The sequence below is a fragment of the Alteriqipengyuania lutimaris genome (genome assembly GCF_003363135.1).
GTDB classification, from domain to species: domain Bacteria; phylum Pseudomonadota; class Alphaproteobacteria; order Sphingomonadales; family Sphingomonadaceae; genus Alteriqipengyuania; species Alteriqipengyuania lutimaris.
In genome coordinates this window covers 2,289,944-2,307,718 of the sequence record NZ_QRBB01000001.1, presented here as the reverse complement: position 1 = coordinate 2,307,718, position 17,775 = coordinate 2,289,944, and the positions used below count along the sequence as shown (strand labels likewise).

The window sequence follows — 17,775 nt, the reverse complement described above, 5'->3', positions numbered from 1 at the left end:
CGGTTGTTCCTACCCCGCCAGCTTGTCCGTAGCCCTCACCAGCCCGTCGATGATGCCCGGTTCGCCCGCCGAATGGCCCGCGTCGTGGACGATCCAGAGCTCGGCTTCGGGCCAGGCCTTCTTCAGCTCCCATGCGGAGACGGGCGGGGTGCAGATGTCGTGGCGGCCCTGCACGATGATGCCGGGGATGTCCTTGATCTTGCCGACATCGCGCAGCAGCTGGCCTTCCTCGAGAAAGAAGTTTTCGAGGAAGAAGCGTGCGCAGATGCGGGCGAAGGGCACAGCCTTGGACGGATCGGCGAAGCTGCCGAGCAGTTCCTCGTTGGGCAGCAGTGTCGCGACATTGCCTTCCCACAGCGACCATTCCTTCGCGGCGGCGAGGCGGGTTTCCTCGTCGTCGCTGGTCAGGCGCGCGTGGTAGGCCTTCACCAGATCGCCGCGCTCGTCCTCGGGGATCAGGCCGGTGAACTTGTCCCATTGTTCGGCCATGATCTCGCTCGCACCATAGGTGTAGAGCCAGTCCTTTTCCTTCTGGCGACCGAGGAACACGCCGCGCAGCACGATCTCGCTGGTCCGCTCGGGATAGGTCTGCGCGTAGGCGAGCGAGAGCGTCGCGCCCCAGCTGCCGCCGAAGACCTGCCATTTCTCGTGCCCGCACATCTGGCGCAGCCGCTCGATATCCTCGACGATCCGCCAGGTGTCGTTGTTCTCGATCTCGGCAAAGGGCAGCGACTTGCCGCAGCCGCGCTGGTCGAATAGGAGGACGTCGTACTTCTCCGGGTTCCACTGGCGCCGATGGTCGGGGCTCATCCCGCCGCCGGGGCCGCCGTGGAGGAACACCGCAGGCTTCGCTCCGGGCGTCCCGACCCGCTCGTAATAGAGCGAATGACCCTCTCCGACATCGAACATGCCGGTCTCGTAGGGTTCGATTTCGGGATAAAGCGTGCGTTCGTATTCCATCATCATTCCTTGAATTCGACGACCACCAGCGGGCCCAGATCGGCGCGCGTGTCCATCCGACCACGCGCAGGGTCCCACAAGGAGGACACGCTGCCGTCGAGATAGAGCGCATTGGGCGTTCCGGCCACATCGCGGAAGAACCGCGCGAACTGGCCGAAGCTGACCGGTCGGTTGGTGATCACGAAATGCGCCTTGCCCTCGCGGTCGATCCCGACTCCGTTACGGATCCGCTTGCTCGGCCCGTCATCCGAAATCTGCGGGTGCATCTCTCCGTCGATCAGCAGCATCGGGCCGCTCTGCGTGCCGAAGTCGGGCCGGTCGCCGACGGTGCTGTAGAAGTCGTCGCTGGTCTTGATCCGCCAGTTTCCGCCGGTGCCGTAGAACACGCCGTTGGGCTTCATGTGGAAATTGCCCGAGCCTTCGTTGCGGTTGAGCTCCTTCAGCCGCTCGCGTTCCTCGACGTAATAGCCGATCGGCTTGCCTTCGCCGTCGTACATGCCCGCATTCATCGCGAAGGCGACGCGCGGGGCATCCTCGGCGCGCGAGGCGGAGAATTTGGCGAGGCTGCGGAAGGGTGCGCCCAGCACCATGCGCACGCGATGCTCGGCCGGGTCGGCGACGCACTGGGTGAAGACCACGTCTTCGAACCGCACGGGCTGGCAGGCCGAATCCTCGGGCGTGGCCGTCTCGCTCGGCGTCGGTGTCGGGGTGGGGGAGGGCGCAGGCTCAGCCTCGTCGGCGCGGGCGATCTCGACGCCCTTTTCGCCGCTGATGTCGGTGCGGATCACCGCCTCGCCCGGCTGGCTCTGGTCGCAGGCGGTCAGCGCGAGCAGAGCGAGCGCCACGGCAGATGTGGCTCGCAGCGTCATTGGCCGAACCCCGCTTCGTCGTGACGATGCACCGCTTCGCGCGCGGCGGCGAGCAGCGCGCCCGCCTTGGCCTCGCACTCGCGCTGTTCGGAGGCCGGATCGCTGTCGGCCACGATTCCCGCCCCTGCGGTGACGTGGAGAGTGCCGTCCTTCACCAGGCCGGTGCGCAGCACGATGCACGAATCGAAGCTGCCGTCGGGCGCGAAATAGCCGACGCCGCCCGCGTATGGCCCGCGTTTCTCGGCCTCCAGCTCGGCGATGATCTCGCACGCGCGCAGCTTGGGCGCGCCGCTGACCGTGCCTGCGGGGAAGCCCGCGAACAGCGCATCGAGCGCATCCTTACCGGCACCGAGGCGCCCCTGAACATTGCTGACGATATGCATGACGTGGCTATAGCGTTCGACCATGAAGCTGTCCGTCACTTCGACACTGCCCGGGGCACAAACGCGACCAACGTCGTTTCGCCCGAGGTCGAGCAGCATGAGGTGTTCGGCGCGCTCCTTCGGATCGGCGAGCAGTTCGCGTTCGGCCGCGCGATCGGCCTGCGGCGAGGCGCCGCGCGGGCGCGTGCCCGCGATCGGGCGGATGGTCACCTGGCCATCGCGCAGGCGCACGAGGATTTCGGGGCTGGAGCCGACGATGCCGACCTCCGGCAGGTCGAGCAGGTAGAGGAACGGCGAAGGATTTACCCGTCGCAGCGCACGATAGAGCGCCATCGCCGAATGCGGGAAGGGCGTGGTGAACCGCTGGGCGAGGACGACCTGGAAGATATCGCCCGCAAGGATGTAGTCCTGCGCGCGCGCCACGCGTGCGGCGTAATCCTCGCCCGCGACGGTCGGGCGCAGGTCCATCGCTTCCGGGTCGAGCGTGGCCGGATCGGCGGCGCCCTGCGGTAGCGGCTGCGCGAGGCGGCGCAGCGCCTCGTCGATACGCTCCCCGGCGGCGTCGAGCGCTTGCTCGGGCTCGGCATCGGACGGCCATACGGGCGCGATCAGGAAGACTTCGTCGGTCAGCGCGTCGAAGACCAGCAGCAGGCCGGGGCGGCTGAACACCATGTCCGGCAGACCCAGCGGGTCCTCGCTTGCGCGCGGCAGTTTCTCGACGAGCGAAATCGTTTCGTAGCCGAAATAGCCGACCAGCAGCGCGAGCGCAGGCGGCAGGTCTTCGGGCACCGGCATCTCGATTTCGGCCAGCAGCGCACGCAGCGCAGCGAGGCCGTTGCCCGAGACTTCCTCGAATGCGTCGCGATCGCGCCGCCAGTCGCGATTGACCGCAGCCGAGACGCCTTCGGCCTTCAGCACGAGGTCGGGATCGATCCCCAGCAGGCTGTAGCGCCCGCGCGCCTCGCCCCCTTCGACCGATTCGAGCAGGAAGTCGCCACGCCCGTCCTCGAACAGCGCAAGCGCTGCGCCGACGGGAGTCAGCGTGTCGGCGATACGCCGTTGCCAGACCATCGCGGGAAGCCCCCGGGCCAGCCGATCGCGCGCCTCGGCAAAATTGTGCACCATGGTGTGCCCCGGAGGATTGGACGTCAGTTTCTGGCGCCGGTCAGATCGCGTTCGACCGCCGCAATCGCTTCGTCGCTGCGCTGCACGCCGATATCGTTGCGGATGGCGACGCGCAGTTGGTCGCCATATTCGCGGCTCAGCAATTCGCCATAGCCGCGCTGTGCCTGGGCGATCAGCGGATCGCCCTCTTCGAGCTCGCCTGCGGTGATCTCGTCGAGCGCGACGAGGAAGTAGCCAGCATTGCCCGGCGCCTCGATCCGCTTGGCAGTGCCTTCGGTCATGGCGAACATCAGCGCCACCGGCGGGTTGGGCTGCTGCTGCTGTTGCAGCTGATCGCGCGTGACGTTGAGCGGGCGGGCAGGGGGCAGGGGCTTGTCCTCCGCGCGCATCGCGGCGGCGAGCGTGCTGCCGTCGCGCACGCGCTTGAGGATGCGCGCCGCCGCTTCTTCGGCCGCCTCGGCGCCACGGGCGAGTTTCCAGCGATTGCCGACCTCTTCGCGGATTTCGGCGAGCGGGGGCGCAGCCGAGCGCGTGATCGAGGCAGGCTCGAACAGGACGAAGGTCTGCCCGTCCTGGACCTGGGCGATCTGCGGCTGCCCTTCCTGCATCTGGAACACGGTGGGGACCAGCGGCTGGACCAGTTCGGGCGCGGTCTCCCCCTGTTCGCCGCCGAAGACCTGGCCCGAGGCGATCAGCGGCCGGGTCGTCTCGATGTCGAGGTCGAGCGCTTCGGCGACTTCGCGGAAGGATTCGCCGCTGTTGATCCGGTCCTCAACCTCGCTTGCGAGTTCGTTCAGCGCGCGGCGCTGCTTTTCGGTGCGCAGCGCGGTCAAGATCTCGTCGCGCACCTGCGCGAGCGATCGCGCCGGGATCTCGGTTACGTCATCGATTCGCACGACATGGAAGCCGAGCGGGCTGCGCGCGATGTCCGCGATCGCGCCATCCTCTGCAGAGAACACCGCATTCGCCACGGCCGGGTTGGCCTGCTGGGCATAATCCTCGCGCCGGATCGGGCCCATTTCGGATGTGTCCAGCCCCGCCTCGCGGGCCGCGGCCGACAGCGAAGCACCGCCTTCAACGCGGCTCCGGATGCTTTGCGCGGCTTCGCGGGTGGGCACGATCAGCTGGGTGAAGGTGCGTTCTTCGCTGGCGCTGTAATCGTCCTCGTTCTGCTCGTAGCGCTGGCGGATTTCGGCCTGCGTCGGCTCGATCCGGTCGCCCAGCGCGTCGGCTCCGAACGCGGCGTAGCGGACTTGGCGGCGTTCGGGACGGATGAAATCGTCGCGGTTTTCACGGTAGAAAGCCTGCAGCTGTTCGTCGCTCGGGTCTTCCTCGGGCACGTAGAATTCCGCCGGGACCAGTGCGATCGAACCCTCGCGTCGTTCGCGCAGCTGGGTGGCGTAGCGGCGCGTGACCGATTCGGGGAATTGCGCGCCGAAGACGGCGGGGATCAGCACCTGCCGCGCAATCAGGCCGTCGGTCAGGTCTTCGCGAACGATCTGGTCGGTCAGGCCCTGGCTGCGAATGGCCGAGCGATAGACATCGTCGCTAAAATTGCCGTCCGGCCCGGCAAAGGCCGGAATCATGCGAATCTCGCTGTTGATGAGGTTGTCGCCCGCTCTCAGACCCAAGATGCGACCGAATTCGGAGATCGACACCCGGTCGAGCAGCGTGTCGAACACCTGTTCCAGCCCGCCATCGGCAATGAATTCCTCCAGCGACAGCGTCGGCTCGCTCTGCTGGACCTGGCGGAAGGCGTTGTCGGCCGACTGGCGCAGTTCGGCGGTGGTGACTTCCTCCTTGCCGACCACGGCCACGTTGTTGGTGCCGGACAGGCCGCCGAAGGTCCCGGTGGTCGACACATCGGCGCTGGCAAATGCGAGCGCGATCAGCACCAGAAAGCCGATCGTGAGCGCGAGGCCGATCTTGGACTGGAAAAACGAACGGAAAAAATTGATCATGAACTTGTCGGGTCCTGGGGTGAGGATCGAAGCTGGCGGGACGATGGACGCGCGCCGATGAACGCGCCCGTGCCGTATGCGGCGATCCTTAAATCGGCGAAGGCAACCCCGCAAGCCGTGCATACGGGTTCAGCCGGGTTTTGACTGCGGACGAGACCTCGGCTACCGACGCCGTTCTGCGTTCGGGCAATGGCCCGTCCGCGACCCCGATTTCAAAAATAAGCAGGACTTTAGCGAAATGGCGCAACGCCCTTTCATCGTCGGTAACTGGAAGATGCACGGTACGCGTGCGATGCTGTCCGAAGCGCGCGCGATCGATCGCGCGGCGCAGCGGCTTATGCAGGTGGAGATCGCGCTGGCGCCGCCCTTCACCCTGATTCACCCCGTCCGCCGGGAGGCCGAGCAGATCGGCGTCGGCGCGCAGGATTGCCACCCCGCCGATGGCGGTGCGCATACGGGCGACATCTCCGCCGCAATGGTCGCCGATGCGGGCGCCGGATTCGTGATTCTGGGCCATAGCGAACGGCGCGATGGCCATGGCGAGAAGGACAAGCTGATCGCCGAAAAGGGCGCGGCCGCGCTCGACGCCGGGCTCAGGCTGATCCTGTGCTGCGGCGAACCGCTCGACAAGCGCGAGGCGGGCAAGGCGGTCGAGCATGTGCTCAAGCAGATCAAGGCTTCGATGCCCTCGAATATCGAAGAACCGGCCGAAAAGCTGACCATCGCCTACGAACCGATCTGGGCGATCGGCAGTGGCGAGGCCGCCAGCGTCGAGGATATCGCCGAGATGCACACCGCGATTCGCGAATATCTGGTCGATACCTTCGGCGAGGAAGACGGCGCTGCGGTGCGCATCATCTATGGCGGTTCGGTCAATGCCGACAACGCAGCCGAGATCATGGCGGGCGCCGAGGTCAACGGCGCGCTCGTCGGTGGGGCCAGCCTTTCCGCCGAGAGCTTCATGAACATCGTCCTCGCGGTGCAGGAAGTGACCGCAAACCGGGACTGAGCACGCTCGTGCTTGCGCGGGAAACCCGCGGTTCCTAGTTTCGCAGCCAATCATCATCGAAAGCAGTCATAGCCAATGTTCCTCTTCCTCACCGTTCTCCAGGCGATTGTCGCGGCAGCGCTGGTCGGAGTGATCCTGATGCAGCGCTCCGAAGGCGGGGGGCTGGGCATCGGCGGTGGCGGCTCGCCCGGCGGCATGATGAGCGCGCGCGGCGCGGCCGACTTCCTGACCAAGTCGACCCGCTGGCTGGCGATCGTCTTCGTGGTCCTGTCGATCATCCTTGCCGCGATGGCGGTCGATATTTCGGGCGGCGACGCGATCGAATCGACGCTCGACCGCACGGTGGCGCCCGCCGATCCGCTGGCGAGCGATCCGCTGGCGGAGGAGGGCCCTCTCGATAGCGAAGGGCTCGACGGCGATCCGCCGGTCGATCCGGTGCCGCAGGGCGACGCCGATCCGCTCCAGGGCGCGACCGAGTAATTTTTCTTTCCAAAATTCGGGGATTGAGGCGAGCGCTGCATCGCAGCGGCTTGCCTTTGCCCGGCAACGCCACGTAAAGGCCAACTCCCATGGCGCGGTATATTTTCATCACCGGCGGCGTGGTCTCCTCGCTCGGCAAGGGTCTCATGGCGGCATCGCTCGGCGCGTTGCTGCAGGCGCGCGGCTACAAGGTCCGCATCCGCAAGTTCGACCCCTATCTCAACGTCGATCCGGGCACGATGAGCCCCTATCAGCACGGCGAGGTCTATGTCACCGACGACGGGGCCGAGACCGACCTCGATCTGGGCCATTACGAACGCTTCACCGGCGTTTCCGCCCATCAGGCGGACAACATCACCAGCGGGCGCGTGTATCAGGAGATCATCGCCAAGGAACGGCGCGGCGACTTCCTCGGCGCGACGGTGCAGGTGATTCCGCACGTGACCGACGCGATCAAGGAATTCGCGCTGGCTGACCAGGGCGACCACGACTTCATCCTGTGCGAGATCGGCGGCACGGTGGGCGATATCGAATCGCTGCCCTTCATGGAGGCGATCCGCCAGCTACGTAACGAACTCGAGCCGATGCAGACGCTGAGCGTGCACGTGACGCTGGTGCCCTACATCGCCGCGGCGGGCGAGCTGAAGACCAAGCCGACGCAGCACTCGGTGCGCGAACTGGCCGCACTGGGTATCAAGCCCGACATCCTGCTGTGCCGATCCGAACATTTCCTCCCCGAGGCGGAACGGCGCAAGATCGCCAATTTCTGCAACGTGCGACCCCAGGCGGTGATCCCCGCGCTCGACGCAAAGTCGATCTACGCCGTGCCGCTGCAATATCACGAGGAAGGCCTCGACGCCGAAGTCCTGCGCGGCTTCGGCATCGCCGACGCTCCCGCGCCCGATCTGGCACCGTGGCGCGAAGTGACGAGCCGCTATTTCAATCCCGAGGGCGAAGTTACCATCGGCGTGGTGGGCAAGTATGTCGGCCTCAAGGACGCTTACAAGTCGCTCAACGAGGCGCTGGTCCATGGCGGGCTGGCCAACAGGGCCAAGGTCCACGTCAAGTGGATCGATGCCGAAGTGTTCGAGCGCGATCCCTCCGAAATCGTCGCCGAGCTCGAGCCGCTTCACGGCATCCTCGTGCCCGGCGGTTTCGGCGAGCGCGGCAGCGAGGGCAAGATCGCCAGCGTACGCTTCGCGCGCGAACGCAAGGTGCCGTTCTTCGGGATATGCCTCGGTATGCAGATGGCCTGCATCGAGAGCGCGCGCGCGGCAGGCGTGGATGCGGCGTCCTCGACCGAATTCGGAGAGACCGACGAGCCGGTGGTGGGCATCATCACCGAATGGATGACCAAGGAAGGGCTGGAGACCCGCGCAGCCGACGGCGATCTGGGCGGCACGATGCGGCTCGGCGCCTATGACGCGAAGCTGGCAGAGGGTAGCCGGATCAGCGATATTTACGGCGGCGCGTCCGAAATCTCCGAGCGCCACCGTCACCGTTACGAAGTGAACGGTGCGTATCGCGAACGGCTGGAGAATGACGGGCTGATTTTCTCCGGGATGTCGCCCGACGGCCTGCTGCCCGAGATTGTGGAGCGGCCCGATCATCCCTTCTTCGTCGGTGTGCAGTTCCACCCCGAGCTGAAATCGCGCCCGTTCGACCCGCATCCGCTGTTCGCCGGATTCGTGGCGGCGGCGCTGAGGCAATCGCGGCTGGTCTAGGGCTGTTTGGTTCCAAGTTGTTGGTCGCAAAATACAATCTTCATTGTCACGCGGCCAAGTAGAAGCCTCTTTATCTTTATCATGTTTTGATCCATACCTCGCGTCCGCGTTGTGGGGGCAGCGCTGTGTTTGGGGTATCCCTAATCAAGAGCTTGTCCCGGGTTTGATCGTCTTCTGCGACCCGGACGGGCAGACCCGGTCAAGGCGGCATATGCCGTGGGGCGACTCTTCGGGGTCGCCCCAAAAGCACAAGTAAATCTTCACGTTACATAAAAAACCCGCCCCTGCGCTTGGTGGCAGGAGCGGGCGGTTTTGGCATTATGCATGCGCCGCGCGGAGCGGCGGATGCGGAGGTGAGATGGTCAGGCCGCGTCGCGATCCGATTCGTCGCTTTCGGACGAGTCGACGATGCTCAGCGAAGACTGCTGACCGTTGATCGCGATCTTCTTCGGCTTCATCGCCTCGGGCACTTCGCGGACCAGATCGATCACGAGCATGCCATCGGCCAGATCGGCGTTTGAGACGCGCACGTGGTCGGCCAGTTCGAAGCGACGCTCGAAGCCGCGGTTTGCGATACCGACATGCAGCATCTCACTGCCTTCGGGCTTCGCATCGTCCTGCTTGCGCCCGGTGATGGTCAGCAGGTTCTGCTGCGCGGTGATATCGATATCGCCGGCGCGGAAGCCTGCGAGCGCGAGCGTGATGCGGAATTCATCCTCGCCGCGCTTCTCGATATTAAAGGGGGGGTAGTTGTCGCCGGTGTTGCGGACCGAGCTTTCGAGCAGGTCGAAAAGGTGGTCGAAACCCACGGTGCTGCGACGATAGGGGGTGAAATCGATACGTGCCATTGAAACAAATCCTCCATTGAGCGATTCAGTTACTACAAGCTGTCCGGATCGACCCGTCGTGGCATCGCCGGACGCATGAAATGTAGGGTGCGCGCGAAGGCGTGCAAGAGCCCTCCCACCCCGAGCAAGCGAGGAAAATGCAGTGGCAGCCAAGGTCGATATCTATACGAAGTTCGGATGCGGATACTGTTCGCGCGCGAAGTCGCTGCTCGACAAGAAGGGCGTCGATTACAACGAATACGACATCACGATGGGCGGCGAGAAGCGCGACGAGATGCAGGAACGCGCCCCGACCGCGCGCACCGTGCCGCAGATCTTCATCGGCGACAGCCATGTCGGCGGTTCGGACGAGCTTGCCGCGCTCGAGCGCGAGGGCAAGCTGGACGCCATGCTCGAAGGCTGAGCGACTCCGTGACCAGGATCGCCGTTCTCCAGATGACTTCGGGCGTCGACCCGGAGGGCAACGCCGCGCAAATCGCGCAAAGCATGGCCGACGCGGGCAAGGGCGGGGCGGAGATGCTCTTCGCGCCCGAAATGGCTCTGCTGCTCGATCGCGATCGCAAGCGTGCGACCGCGACGATGGACGATCCCGGCTATCCCGCCATCGTCGACCGGCTGCGCGCGGCGGCGAAGGAGAACGCGATCTGGGCGACCTTCGGCCTGCCGGTCAGGCTCGAGAGTGGCAAGCTCGCCAACCGATCGCTGCTGATCGCGCCTTCGGGCGAGATCGCCGGCCGGTACGACAAGTTGCACATGTTCGACGTCGACCTCGACACCGGCGAAAGCTGGCGCGAATCGAACGCCTATCAGGCTGGCGATGCATTGTCGGTGACCGGCGATACGCCCGCCGGTCGGCTCGGCCTCACCATCTGCTACGATATTCGCTTCCCCGCGCTGTTCGATGCGCTGGGGCGGGCAGGGTGCGACATGATCGCGATCCCCGCCGCCTTCACCGTGCCGACCGGCTCCGCGCACTGGCACACGCTGGTGACGGCGCGCGCGATCGAGGCGAGTGCTTACGTGGTCGCCGCGGCGCAGGTGGGCGAGCATGAGGATGGCCGTAAGACCTATGGCCACAGCCTCGTCATCGACCCGTGGGGCGACGTGCTGCTCGACATGGGCGACGGCGAGGCAGGTCTTGGCTTCGCCGAGATCGACCTCGAACGCATCGCCAAGGTGCGCAAACAGGTGCCCAGCCTTGCCAATCGCCGGCCCATTCCCAATCTGACCACCCCATGATCGTGTTCGACCTTTCCTGCGCCGAAGGCCATCGCTTCGAAGGCTGGTTCCGATCGTCCTCCGCCTTCGAAGAGCAGGGCGCGAAGGGCCTGCTGCTGTGCCCGCAATGCGGGTCGACCGAGGTTGCCAAGGCGCCGATGGCGCCCGCGGTCCCCGCCAAGGGCAATGCGCGGCGCCCCGACGCTCCCGTACAGGGTAGTGGCGATGGAGAAGGCAGCGAGGTGCAGGCGGGTAGCCAGGGCGGCGCGCTGCCCCCGGCCCTCAAGCAGGCGATGGAGAAGCTGGCGAAGCTTCAGGCCGAAATGATCAAGGACAGCACCTATGTCGGCGACCGCTTCGCCGAGGAAACCCGGGCGATGCATTATGGCGAGAAGGACGCGGTGCTGATCCACGGCAAGGCCGATGCCGACGAAGCGCGCGAGCTGTTCGAAGAAGGGATCGCCTTCGCGCCGCTGCTGATTCCCTTCACCCCGCCCGACGAGACCAACTGAGCGCGTTGCAGCGCGGCTGACCTGCGGCTATTGCTCCCGCCCGGCGCGCCCGTAGCTCAGGTGGATAGAGCATCGGATTCCTAATCCGGGGGCCACAGGTTCGAGTCCTGTCGGGCGCACCATCACTCCCCCCGGTCCCAGCCATCCTTGTAGCGTTCGAACCAGGCGAGAATCGCCGAGGCCTTGGCTGCGCTGTGCGAGGGGCGCCCGGCGATGCTGCCGTGGCTCGCGCCCGGCACCTTCACCAGCGCGGTGGGCACGCCGCGCAGGCGGAGCGCGGTGTAGTACTGTTCCGATTCGCTCACCGGCGTGCGGTAATCCTCGCTCCCGACCACTACCAGCGTCGGCGTCTCGACATTGCCGACCAGAGAGAGCGGCGAGAGGTCCCAGTACAGCTGCGGGTTTTCCCACGGCTGCGCGCCCAGCCAGTAGGTGCCGAAAAAGGCCGCGCCATCGGCGGTCAGCACCTGCGTGGTCCAGTTGATGACCGGCTTTTGCGTCGCCGCGGCCTTGAAGCGGTCGGTCTTGCCCACGATCCAGCTGGTCAGCACGCCGCCGCCCGATCCCCCCGTCACGAACAGCGCGTCGGGGTCGGCAATCCCTTGGGCGATCGCTTCGTCGACGATGCTGATCAGGTCGAAATAGTCGTTGCCTGGATAGGCCTTGTCGATCTCGTTCGCGAAAGCTTCGCCATAGCTGGTCGAGCCGCGCGGATTGGCGGAAAGTACGGCATAGCCAGCCGCAGCGTAGAGCTGGTTGTCGGTCGCGAAATGCGGGCCGTAGGCAGCAAAGGGTCCGCCGTGGATTTCGAGGATCAGCGGCACGCGCGTGCCTTCGACATAGCCGGGCGGCAGCGTCAGCCAGCCTTCGATCTGCATCCCGTCGAGGCTCGACGCGGTGGTGATCTTGCGCACCTCGCCCATCGTCTTCACTTCGCGCAGGGACCGGTTGAGGTCGGTCAGGACGCGCGCATCGCCGCCCCGGGTGAGCCGCACTTCGGCCGGGCGCGTCGGCGGTCCGCCGGTCGACGCGATCGCATCGTTCTTCGCGACCGAGAAGCTGCCACCGGTATAGGGTCGGTCGAACCCGCCGCCCGAAAGCCCTTCGGCGACATCGCGAATCGATCCATCGAGAGCGATGCGGGCCACGCGGGTTTCGCCCGAGTCGTCGTATTGCGCGTAGATGGCCCGCCCGTCCGCGTCCCACTCGATCTCCGTCGGGCTGAAATCCCACCCCTCGGTCAGGATGCGACGGTTGGAGCCATCGGTATCCATCACGTAGAGATCGTCGTTCTCGTAAGCCCGCAGCGCATCGTCGAAGCCGAGAAATGCGATCCGCCCCCCGTCGGGCGAGACCCGCGGGCTGTGATCAGGGCCATTACGGTCGGTCAGCTGGGCGATCCCGCCGCTCGCGACATCGAGCGCGTAGATGTCGCTTTCGAGCGGATCGCTCTGCCAGTCGCGACTGCGATTCGCGCCGAAATAGATCGTGCTGCCGTCGCGCGACCAGGAGAGCGGCCCGCCCTCGTGATACTGGCCGAAGGTCAGCTGCCGCGGCGCGCCGCCGGTGGCGGGGATGACGAAGATCTTCTCGAACCCGGGCTGGAGATAGCCTGCGCCATCCGCGCGGTAGGTCAGCAGGTCGTAGATTTCCAGCGGCTGCGCCCACTGAGCGCCTTCGGGCCGGTTTGCCGGTGCCGAGCCGAGCTGCGGCCCGTCGTCCTTAACGAGCATGGTATAGGCGATCGAGCGTCCGTCGGGCGACCACGCCATGCTCGATGGGCTGGTCGGCAGACCGGTCAGCCGCACCGACTCGCCTTCGTCCATCCAGCGGACCCACATCTGCGCGCTGCCTCCGGCGGTCGAGACATAGGCAAGGCGATCGCCCGAAGGCGACCAGCGGGGCGAGAAGGCGCTGCCATCCTGCCCCGCGATCGGCGTTTCCTCGCCCGTGGCGGTGTCGACCAGCCAGATCGCGCTATGCGTGCTGTCGGTCATCACGTCGTTGGATCGACGGACATATGCGATTCGGGACCCATCGGGGCTGATCTGCGGATCGGAAGCAATCGCGAGGTCGAACAGGTCCTCGCCGGTAAAACGCCGTTCGGGCCCCCCGGTCACGGTCCCGCTCGCTGCCGCCGACTGCGGCGCGGCGGTGTCGGGCTGCTGTCCCTGGGAGGACGGCGTCTCCTCCTGCTGGGCAGCGAGACCGGCGGGCATGAGGGCGAGCGCGCTCGCTCCGAACAGCATCGTCACAAGCTTCATGGCAGCGCAGTCTCCTTGGTCGGCCCTCGATCTCACGTTCGGGCAAGGCTGCGGCAGGAGACCCCGCGAAGTCAATCGCGCGCGGCCGCGCTGGCGTTGATGTCCCCACGCGCGACAGCCCCGTCTGTGCTCAACGCCATTCGATTGCGTTGGGCGATTTACGGCAGGGTGGGGCTTTTTTGTGACAGCCGCCTCCGGCTTTTATGCTGCATTGCGATAGGAGGCTTTTAATGCGCTTTTTCTTGTGTATGACTGGAGGCGGTGGTTCGAAAAGGAGGATTTCGAGTAATGAAGCTTAAGAACACTCTCGCACTGGCCGGCGCGATGGCCGTGGTTGCCGCTCCGGTAGCCGTGAACGCTGAATCGTTCGACCGCGCGGTCGCTCCGGTCGACAGCGAAAGCGAACTTGCTGGCGGTGCCCTGATCGGCGCGCTCGCCGTGGCCGCGATCGTTGCCGGCATCATCATCGTTGCCGACGACGACGACGATGAAGGCGTCAGCCCGTAAGGGATTGACCATTCAAGGTTCAAAGGCGGGGCTCCTCGGCAAGAGGGGCCCCGTTTCTTTTTGGGCGGGGTTCGAGGTTTGGGTCTGGCCCGGTCACCCGCCTTTTGCGACAGGCAGCGCCGAGCGGCGCGCCGGCTTAGGTACCAATGCGTACCCTATCGGGACGGGCGCTATCACCCTCTCTGGCGTTGATCGGCTCCGCGTGAGAAGGCCCGGCCCCGCGTTCTGGAACTTTTCGGGAGTATCAATCGGGTGACGCACAAGTGGACCAGAACCGTTTCCTGGCTGGCCCTCATCATCGCGCTGGGCGCTACGATTTTCGCTTTTGGCGGTATGACGATCGCCCGGATCGACCGGATCGAGAAGATGGAAGGCTTCCAGATGCTTTTCCTTTCCGCGCCGGTGGCGGCTGGCGCGGTGGTGCTCGGACTGGTGGCCCTCATCCTGAACTGGCGTGCTGGCTGGCCCGCGTGGAGAGCTGCGCTGATCGGCTTTCTCTTCGGGGCGGGCTTCGTCGGCTCCCTCGCGGTGCGAGTCATGACCGGCCTCGACGCGCCGATGATCCACGATGCAAGCACCGATCTGGCCGACGTGCCGCAATTCGAGGCGATTACCCTGCCCGACGACAACATGCGCGGCCTGACGGAACCCTCGGAGTGGGTGAAGCTGCACGAGATGGGTTACCCCGACCTGCGCAGCGTCGTGCTAGACCGACCGGTCGAGCAGACGATCCGCGATGCCGAACAACTGGCGCGGGACCGGGGGTGGACGATCCGCGCGGTCGATCCCGAGGAAGGGCGCCTCGAGGCGACCGCCTACGCGTCTTTTATCCGCTTCGAGGACGAGGTGGTGGTCCGCGTGCGCCCCGATGGCGCGGGCCGGAGCCTGGTCGACATGCGTTCGGTCAGCCGGGTCGGCATCTCCGATCTCGGCGTCAACGCGCAGCGGATTCGCGACTTTCTGGAAGACCTTTCGGCAGTCAGATAGCGGTCACCCTGCCGCGCTTTCGCCCGGTTCGCGGCCCAGCGGCACGCGTTCCTTGAAGGTATGGGTGACATAGGGGAAGGGGATCTCGATCCCTGCCTCGTCCAGCCCGCGCTTGATCGCACGCACGACCTTGTCCTTCGATGCCCACCCGTCGCGCGGGGTCGAGCCTGCGTGCCAGCGGACGAGGAAATCGACCGAGCTGGAGTTGAAGGTGGTCGCAAAGATATCGACGCCCTTGTCCATCTCGATCCCCTCGACATCTTCCACGGCCTTGCGGATGACCTCGGCCGCGTGGTCCAGATCGGTGTCGTAGGAGACTCCGGCAACCACTTCATGGCGGCGCAGGTTCTCGTCGGTCAGGATTTCGACCGGGTTCTTGAAGATCATCGAGTTGGGCACGATCGTCAGCTCGCCCGAAAGCTTGCGCACATGCGTTTCGCGCAGGGTGATATGCTCGACCTTGCCCTTGATCGCCTCGCATTCGATCACGTCGCCGATGCGCATCTTCTCGCGCAGCATGATGAGCACGCCGGCGAGGAAGTTCTCGAAGATGTCCTGAAAGGCGAAGCCGATCGCGACCGCGCCGATGCCGAGCCCGGCGATCAGGCTGGCGGGAGTCATCCCGGGCATGACCACGATCAGTGCGATCATCAGCCCGACGATCCAGATGCCCAGCTTCACGACGGTATCGATCAGGTTCTGGAGGGAGGGGCGCATCTCGGTGTTGCCGATCGCGCGGCTGACCCCGCGCACCGCGAGGCGCGCGACGATCCACGTGATCACCAGGATCACGACGGCAATGGCGATGTTGGGGAGGGCGCGGATGAAGCCCTCCGCCATGTCGACCAGCTGGTCCTGCAAGGTGGCCAGCGTGTTGACGTTCTGGTCGTAGGTCTCGCCCGCGGGCGTGGTGTTCGGTACGCTCATGAAACTCCCCGTTTTGCGCCAATAACGGCGCAAAAGCGGGGCAGGTTCCGGAATGCCCGAAAGCCGGTATCGCAGAAGCGGGCTACTCGCCCTTGGCCTTGGGGTGTTCGCCGCGCGCGATTTCGTGCAGCCAGGCCGCGTGCTGCGGGGCCTTTTTGGTCTCGCTCCACTCGTCCAGCATCGGCATGGCGACGCGCTTCAACTCGGCATATTGCTCGTCGGTGCCGATGTCGGCGGCCAGCTCCACGCGGTGGCCGTTGGGATCGAAGAAATAGATCGACTTGAAGATACCGTGGTGCGTCGGGCCGAGCACGTCGATGCCGAGGCTTTCGATGTGCTCTTTTGCGGCGACCAGCGCGTCCTCATCCGCGACCTTGAAGGCCAGGTGCTGCACCCACTGCGGCGTGTTCTCGTCGCGGCCCATGTCCTTCTGTTTGGGCAGTTCGAAGAACGCGAGGATGTTGCCGTTCCCCGCGTCGAGGAAGACGTGCATGTAGGGATCGTATTCGCCGGTTGAGGGCACATGGTCCTCGGAGAAGGCGCTGGTATATTCCATGCCCAGCACCTTCTCGTACCACTGGACCGTCTCTTTCGCGTCCTTGCAGCGATAGGCGGCGTGGTGGACGCCGCCCAGTTTCACCGGATGGCTTGCCTCGTTCATTCGGCAGGCTCCGACACGGTCTTCGCGTCTTCGACATTCAGCACGCCGCGGCGGACCTGGTCGCGCTCCATGCTTTCGAACAACGCCTTGAAGTTGCCTTCGCCGAAGCCTTCGTCACCCTTGCGCTGGATGAATTCGAAGAACACCGGGCCGACCTGGGCTTCCGCGAAAATCTGGAGCAGCAGCCGCGGCTGTCCGCCCTCGGTCGTCCCGTCGAGCAGGATGCCGCGTGCCTTCAGCTCGTCCACCGGCTGACCGTGATCGGGCAGGCGTTCGGGCAGCATTTCGTAATAGGTTTCGGGCGGCGCGGTCATGAAGGGCACGCCGAATTCCTTGAGTTTGTCCCACGCCGCGATCAGATCGTCGCAGATCAGCGCGATGTGTTGGATGCCTTCGCCGTTGAATTCGCGCAGGAACTCCTCGATCTGGCCGCCGCCGCCCTTGGCTTCCTCGTTCAGCGGGATGCGGATCTTGCCGTCGGGCGCGGTGAGCGCCTTGGAGGTCAGGCCGGTATATTCGCCCTTGATGTCGAAGAAGCGGATTTCCTGGAAGTTGAACAGCTTCTCGTACCAGTCGGCCCAGTAAGCCATGCGCCCGCCGTAAACATTGTGCGTCAGGTGGTCGATCCGCTGGAAGCTCGCACCCTCTGGGTACTTCTCGACCCCGTCGAGATATTCGAAGTCGATGTCGTAGATCGCGAGGCCGTCCGCGCTTCCTTCGCCATCGGCGTCGGCATAGCGGTCGATAATGTAGATCAGCGCGCCGCCGATCCCCTTGATCGCGGGGATCGACAGTTCCATCGGCCCGGTCTGGGTGTCGACCGGCTCGGCCCCTGCATCCATCAGCTTCGCCCAGGCCTCGGCGGCATCCTTGACGCGAAAGCCCATGCCGCAGGCTGCGGCGCCATGTTCACGCGCGAAATACCACGCGGCGCTCATCGGCTCGTAATTGGTGATGAGGTTGATGTTGCCCTGCCGCCAGAGCTGAACGTCCTTCGAACGATGGTTGGCAACGTGGGTGAAGCCCATGGCTTCGAAAACCGGCTCCAGCGTGCCCTTTTCGGGCGCACAGAATTCGACGAACTCGAAACCGTCGAGGCCCACGGGGTTTTCGAAAAGGTCAGCCATCGGGCATCCTCCTTGCTGGAATTACAAATTTCATGGCGGATCGCGGGCGTTTTTCCACAGCGGAATGCGCGACCTGAAAGTCCGCGCACGAGCTAGGTCTGCGAAGCCTGCCTGTCAATCATGGCAACGGGCCGCTACGGGGCTGGGTTCCGCCACAAGGCAGGGGGTGGCAAAAAAGCGCGGTGACGCTACGCAATGGGGCTTGTTTCGAAG

General features: G+C 65.3%; 17 protein-coding genes and 1 tRNA gene. 9 read left to right on the top strand and 9 right to left on the bottom strand.

Annotated elements, in window-relative coordinates:
• Positions 1 to 9: 9 nt before the first annotated feature.
• Genes pip through DL238_RS11050 form a run of 4 tightly spaced genes read right to left on the bottom strand, consistent with a single transcriptional unit; the run spans position 10 to position 5,298 of the window.
• The gene (pip, locus tag DL238_RS11065; RefSeq protein ID WP_115492890.1) at positions 10 to 963 is read right to left on the bottom strand and encodes a prolyl aminopeptidase; all 954 of its coding nucleotides are present in this window, start codon (positions 961 to 963) and stop codon (positions 10 to 12) included.
• The gene (locus DL238_RS11060; protein ID WP_115492308.1) at positions 963 to 1,829 is read right to left on the bottom strand and encodes a phosphodiester glycosidase family protein; all 867 of its coding nucleotides are present in this window, start codon (positions 1,827 to 1,829) and stop codon (positions 963 to 965) included. The genes pip and DL238_RS11060 overlap by 1 nt, the downstream gene beginning before the upstream one ends.
• Positions 1,826 to 3,337, bottom strand: a complete 1,512-nt coding sequence (trpE, locus tag DL238_RS11055) for an anthranilate synthase component I (RefSeq protein WP_115492307.1) — start codon at positions 3,335 to 3,337, stop codon at positions 1,826 to 1,828. The genes DL238_RS11060 and trpE overlap by 4 nt, the downstream gene beginning before the upstream one ends.
• A gap of 23 nt (positions 3,338 to 3,360) precedes the next feature.
• Positions 3,361 to 5,298, bottom strand: a complete 1,938-nt coding sequence (locus DL238_RS11050) for a peptidylprolyl isomerase (protein ID WP_115492306.1) — start codon at positions 5,296 to 5,298, stop codon at positions 3,361 to 3,363.
• A 238-nt stretch (positions 5,299 to 5,536) separates the two neighbouring features.
• Here DL238_RS11050 and tpiA point away from each other — a divergent pair, with 238 nt between their 5' ends.
• From tpiA to DL238_RS11035, 3 genes are all read left to right on the top strand, one after another.
• Positions 5,537 to 6,307, top strand: a complete 771-nt coding sequence (gene tpiA, locus DL238_RS11045) for a triose-phosphate isomerase (RefSeq protein ID WP_115492305.1) — start codon at positions 5,537 to 5,539, stop codon at positions 6,305 to 6,307.
• A gap of 75 nt (positions 6,308 to 6,382) precedes the next feature.
• Positions 6,383 to 6,787 carry a preprotein translocase subunit SecG gene (secG, locus tag DL238_RS11040; RefSeq protein WP_115492304.1) on the top strand — a complete coding sequence of 135 codons (405 nt, stop codon included), beginning with the start codon at positions 6,383 to 6,385 and terminating at the stop codon, positions 6,785 to 6,787.
• An 89-nt stretch (positions 6,788 to 6,876) separates the two neighbouring features.
• A complete protein-coding gene (locus DL238_RS11035) occupies positions 6,877 to 8,511 on the top strand; it encodes a CTP synthase (RefSeq protein WP_115492303.1) in 1,635 nt (544 codons plus the stop codon).
• Positions 8,512 to 8,873: 362 nt separating this feature from the next.
• On the opposite strand, the gene DL238_RS11030 is transcribed toward DL238_RS11035, so the two are convergent.
• Positions 8,874 to 9,359 carry an Hsp20 family protein gene (locus DL238_RS11030; RefSeq protein ID WP_115492302.1) on the bottom strand — a complete coding sequence of 162 codons (486 nt, stop codon included), beginning with the start codon at positions 9,357 to 9,359 and terminating at the stop codon, positions 8,874 to 8,876.
• Between the two features lie 142 nt (positions 9,360 to 9,501).
• Here DL238_RS11030 and grxC point away from each other — a divergent pair, with 142 nt between their 5' ends.
• The 4 genes from grxC (at position 9,502) to DL238_RS11010 (ending at position 11,211) form a co-directional block, all read left to right on the top strand.
• The gene (gene grxC / locus DL238_RS11025) at positions 9,502 to 9,762 is read left to right on the top strand and encodes a glutaredoxin 3 (RefSeq protein WP_115492301.1); all 261 of its coding nucleotides are present in this window, start codon (positions 9,502 to 9,504) and stop codon (positions 9,760 to 9,762) included.
• Between the two features lie 32 nt (positions 9,763 to 9,794).
• Positions 9,795 to 10,598, top strand: coding sequence for a carbon-nitrogen hydrolase family protein (locus DL238_RS11020; protein WP_199801369.1), 804 nt, complete (start codon positions 9,795 to 9,797; stop codon positions 10,596 to 10,598).
• Positions 10,595 to 11,089 (top strand): DUF1178 family protein, encoded by a 495-nt coding sequence (locus tag DL238_RS11015; protein WP_115492299.1) that lies wholly within the window; start codon positions 10,595 to 10,597, stop codon positions 11,087 to 11,089. The genes DL238_RS11020 and DL238_RS11015 overlap by 4 nt, the downstream gene beginning before the upstream one ends.
• Positions 11,090 to 11,134: 45 nt before the next feature.
• A tRNA-Arg gene (locus DL238_RS11010) sits at positions 11,135 to 11,211 on the top strand.
• Here the strand turns inward: DL238_RS11010 and DL238_RS11005 are convergent.
• Positions 11,212 to 13,353, bottom strand: a complete 2,142-nt coding sequence (locus DL238_RS11005; protein ID WP_115492298.1) for a S9 family peptidase — start codon at positions 13,351 to 13,353, stop codon at positions 11,212 to 11,214. It lies immediately after the preceding tRNA gene.
• A gap of 288 nt (positions 13,354 to 13,641) precedes the next feature.
• Here DL238_RS11005 and DL238_RS11000 point away from each other — a divergent pair, with 288 nt between their 5' ends.
• Positions 13,642 to 13,860, top strand: coding sequence for a hypothetical protein (locus DL238_RS11000; protein ID WP_115492297.1), 219 nt, complete (start codon positions 13,642 to 13,644; stop codon positions 13,858 to 13,860).
• Between the two features lie 333 nt (positions 13,861 to 14,193).
• A complete protein-coding gene (locus DL238_RS10995; protein WP_234031050.1) occupies positions 14,194 to 14,847 on the top strand; it encodes a DUF1499 domain-containing protein in 654 nt (217 codons plus the stop codon).
• A 3-nt stretch (positions 14,848 to 14,850) separates the two neighbouring features.
• On the opposite strand, the gene DL238_RS10990 is transcribed toward DL238_RS10995, so the two are convergent.
• From DL238_RS10990 to hppD, 3 genes are all read right to left on the bottom strand, one after another.
• The gene (locus DL238_RS10990; RefSeq protein WP_115492295.1) at positions 14,851 to 15,774 is read right to left on the bottom strand and encodes a mechanosensitive ion channel family protein; all 924 of its coding nucleotides are present in this window, start codon (positions 15,772 to 15,774) and stop codon (positions 14,851 to 14,853) included.
• An 82-nt stretch (positions 15,775 to 15,856) separates the two neighbouring features.
• Positions 15,857 to 16,435 carry a VOC family protein gene (locus tag DL238_RS10985; protein ID WP_115492294.1) on the bottom strand — a complete coding sequence of 193 codons (579 nt, stop codon included), beginning with the start codon at positions 16,433 to 16,435 and terminating at the stop codon, positions 15,857 to 15,859.
• Complete coding sequence (hppD, locus tag DL238_RS10980; RefSeq protein WP_115492293.1) at positions 16,432 to 17,562, bottom strand: 4-hydroxyphenylpyruvate dioxygenase; 1,131 nt, start codon at positions 17,560 to 17,562, stop codon at positions 16,432 to 16,434. The genes DL238_RS10985 and hppD overlap by 4 nt, the downstream gene beginning before the upstream one ends.
• Positions 17,563 to 17,775: the final 213 nt, after the last annotated feature.

What these genes read in the sequence shown, in the direction of transcription:
- pip (WP_115492890.1), bottom strand. Translation starts at nt 963, where the DNA reads ATGATGGAATACGAACGCACGCTTTATCCCGAAATCGAACCCTACGAG.
- DL238_RS11060 (WP_115492308.1), bottom strand. Translation starts at nt 1,829, where the DNA reads ATGACGCTGCGAGCCACATCTGCCGTGGCGCTCGCTCTGCTCGCGCTG.
- trpE (WP_115492307.1), bottom strand. Translation starts at nt 3,337, where the DNA reads ATGGTGCACAATTTTGCCGAGGCGCGCGATCGGCTGGCCCGGGGGCTT.
- DL238_RS11050 (WP_115492306.1), bottom strand. Translation starts at nt 5,298, where the DNA reads ATGATCAATTTTTTCCGTTCGTTTTTCCAGTCCAAGATCGGCCTCGCG.
- tpiA (WP_115492305.1), top strand. Translation starts at nt 5,537, where the DNA reads ATGGCGCAACGCCCTTTCATCGTCGGTAACTGGAAGATGCACGGTACG.
- secG (WP_115492304.1), top strand. Translation starts at nt 6,383, where the DNA reads ATGTTCCTCTTCCTCACCGTTCTCCAGGCGATTGTCGCGGCAGCGCTG.
- DL238_RS11035 (WP_115492303.1), top strand. Translation starts at nt 6,877, where the DNA reads ATGGCGCGGTATATTTTCATCACCGGCGGCGTGGTCTCCTCGCTCGGC.
- DL238_RS11030 (WP_115492302.1), bottom strand. Translation starts at nt 9,359, where the DNA reads ATGGCACGTATCGATTTCACCCCCTATCGTCGCAGCACCGTGGGTTTC.
- DL238_RS11020 (WP_199801369.1), top strand. Translation starts at nt 9,795, where the DNA reads ATGACTTCGGGCGTCGACCCGGAGGGCAACGCCGCGCAAATCGCGCAA.
- DL238_RS11015 (WP_115492299.1), top strand. Translation starts at nt 10,595, where the DNA reads ATGATCGTGTTCGACCTTTCCTGCGCCGAAGGCCATCGCTTCGAAGGC.
- DL238_RS11005 (WP_115492298.1), bottom strand. Translation starts at nt 13,353, where the DNA reads ATGAAGCTTGTGACGATGCTGTTCGGAGCGAGCGCGCTCGCCCTCATG.
- DL238_RS11000 (WP_115492297.1), top strand. Translation starts at nt 13,642, where the DNA reads ATGAAGCTTAAGAACACTCTCGCACTGGCCGGCGCGATGGCCGTGGTT.
- DL238_RS10995 (WP_234031050.1), top strand. Translation starts at nt 14,194, where the DNA reads ATGACGATCGCCCGGATCGACCGGATCGAGAAGATGGAAGGCTTCCAG.
- DL238_RS10990 (WP_115492295.1), bottom strand. Translation starts at nt 15,774, where the DNA reads ATGAGCGTACCGAACACCACGCCCGCGGGCGAGACCTACGACCAGAAC.
- DL238_RS10985 (WP_115492294.1), bottom strand. Translation starts at nt 16,435, where the DNA reads ATGAACGAGGCAAGCCATCCGGTGAAACTGGGCGGCGTCCACCACGCC.
- hppD (WP_115492293.1), bottom strand. Translation starts at nt 17,562, where the DNA reads ATGGCTGACCTTTTCGAAAACCCCGTGGGCCTCGACGGTTTCGAGTTC.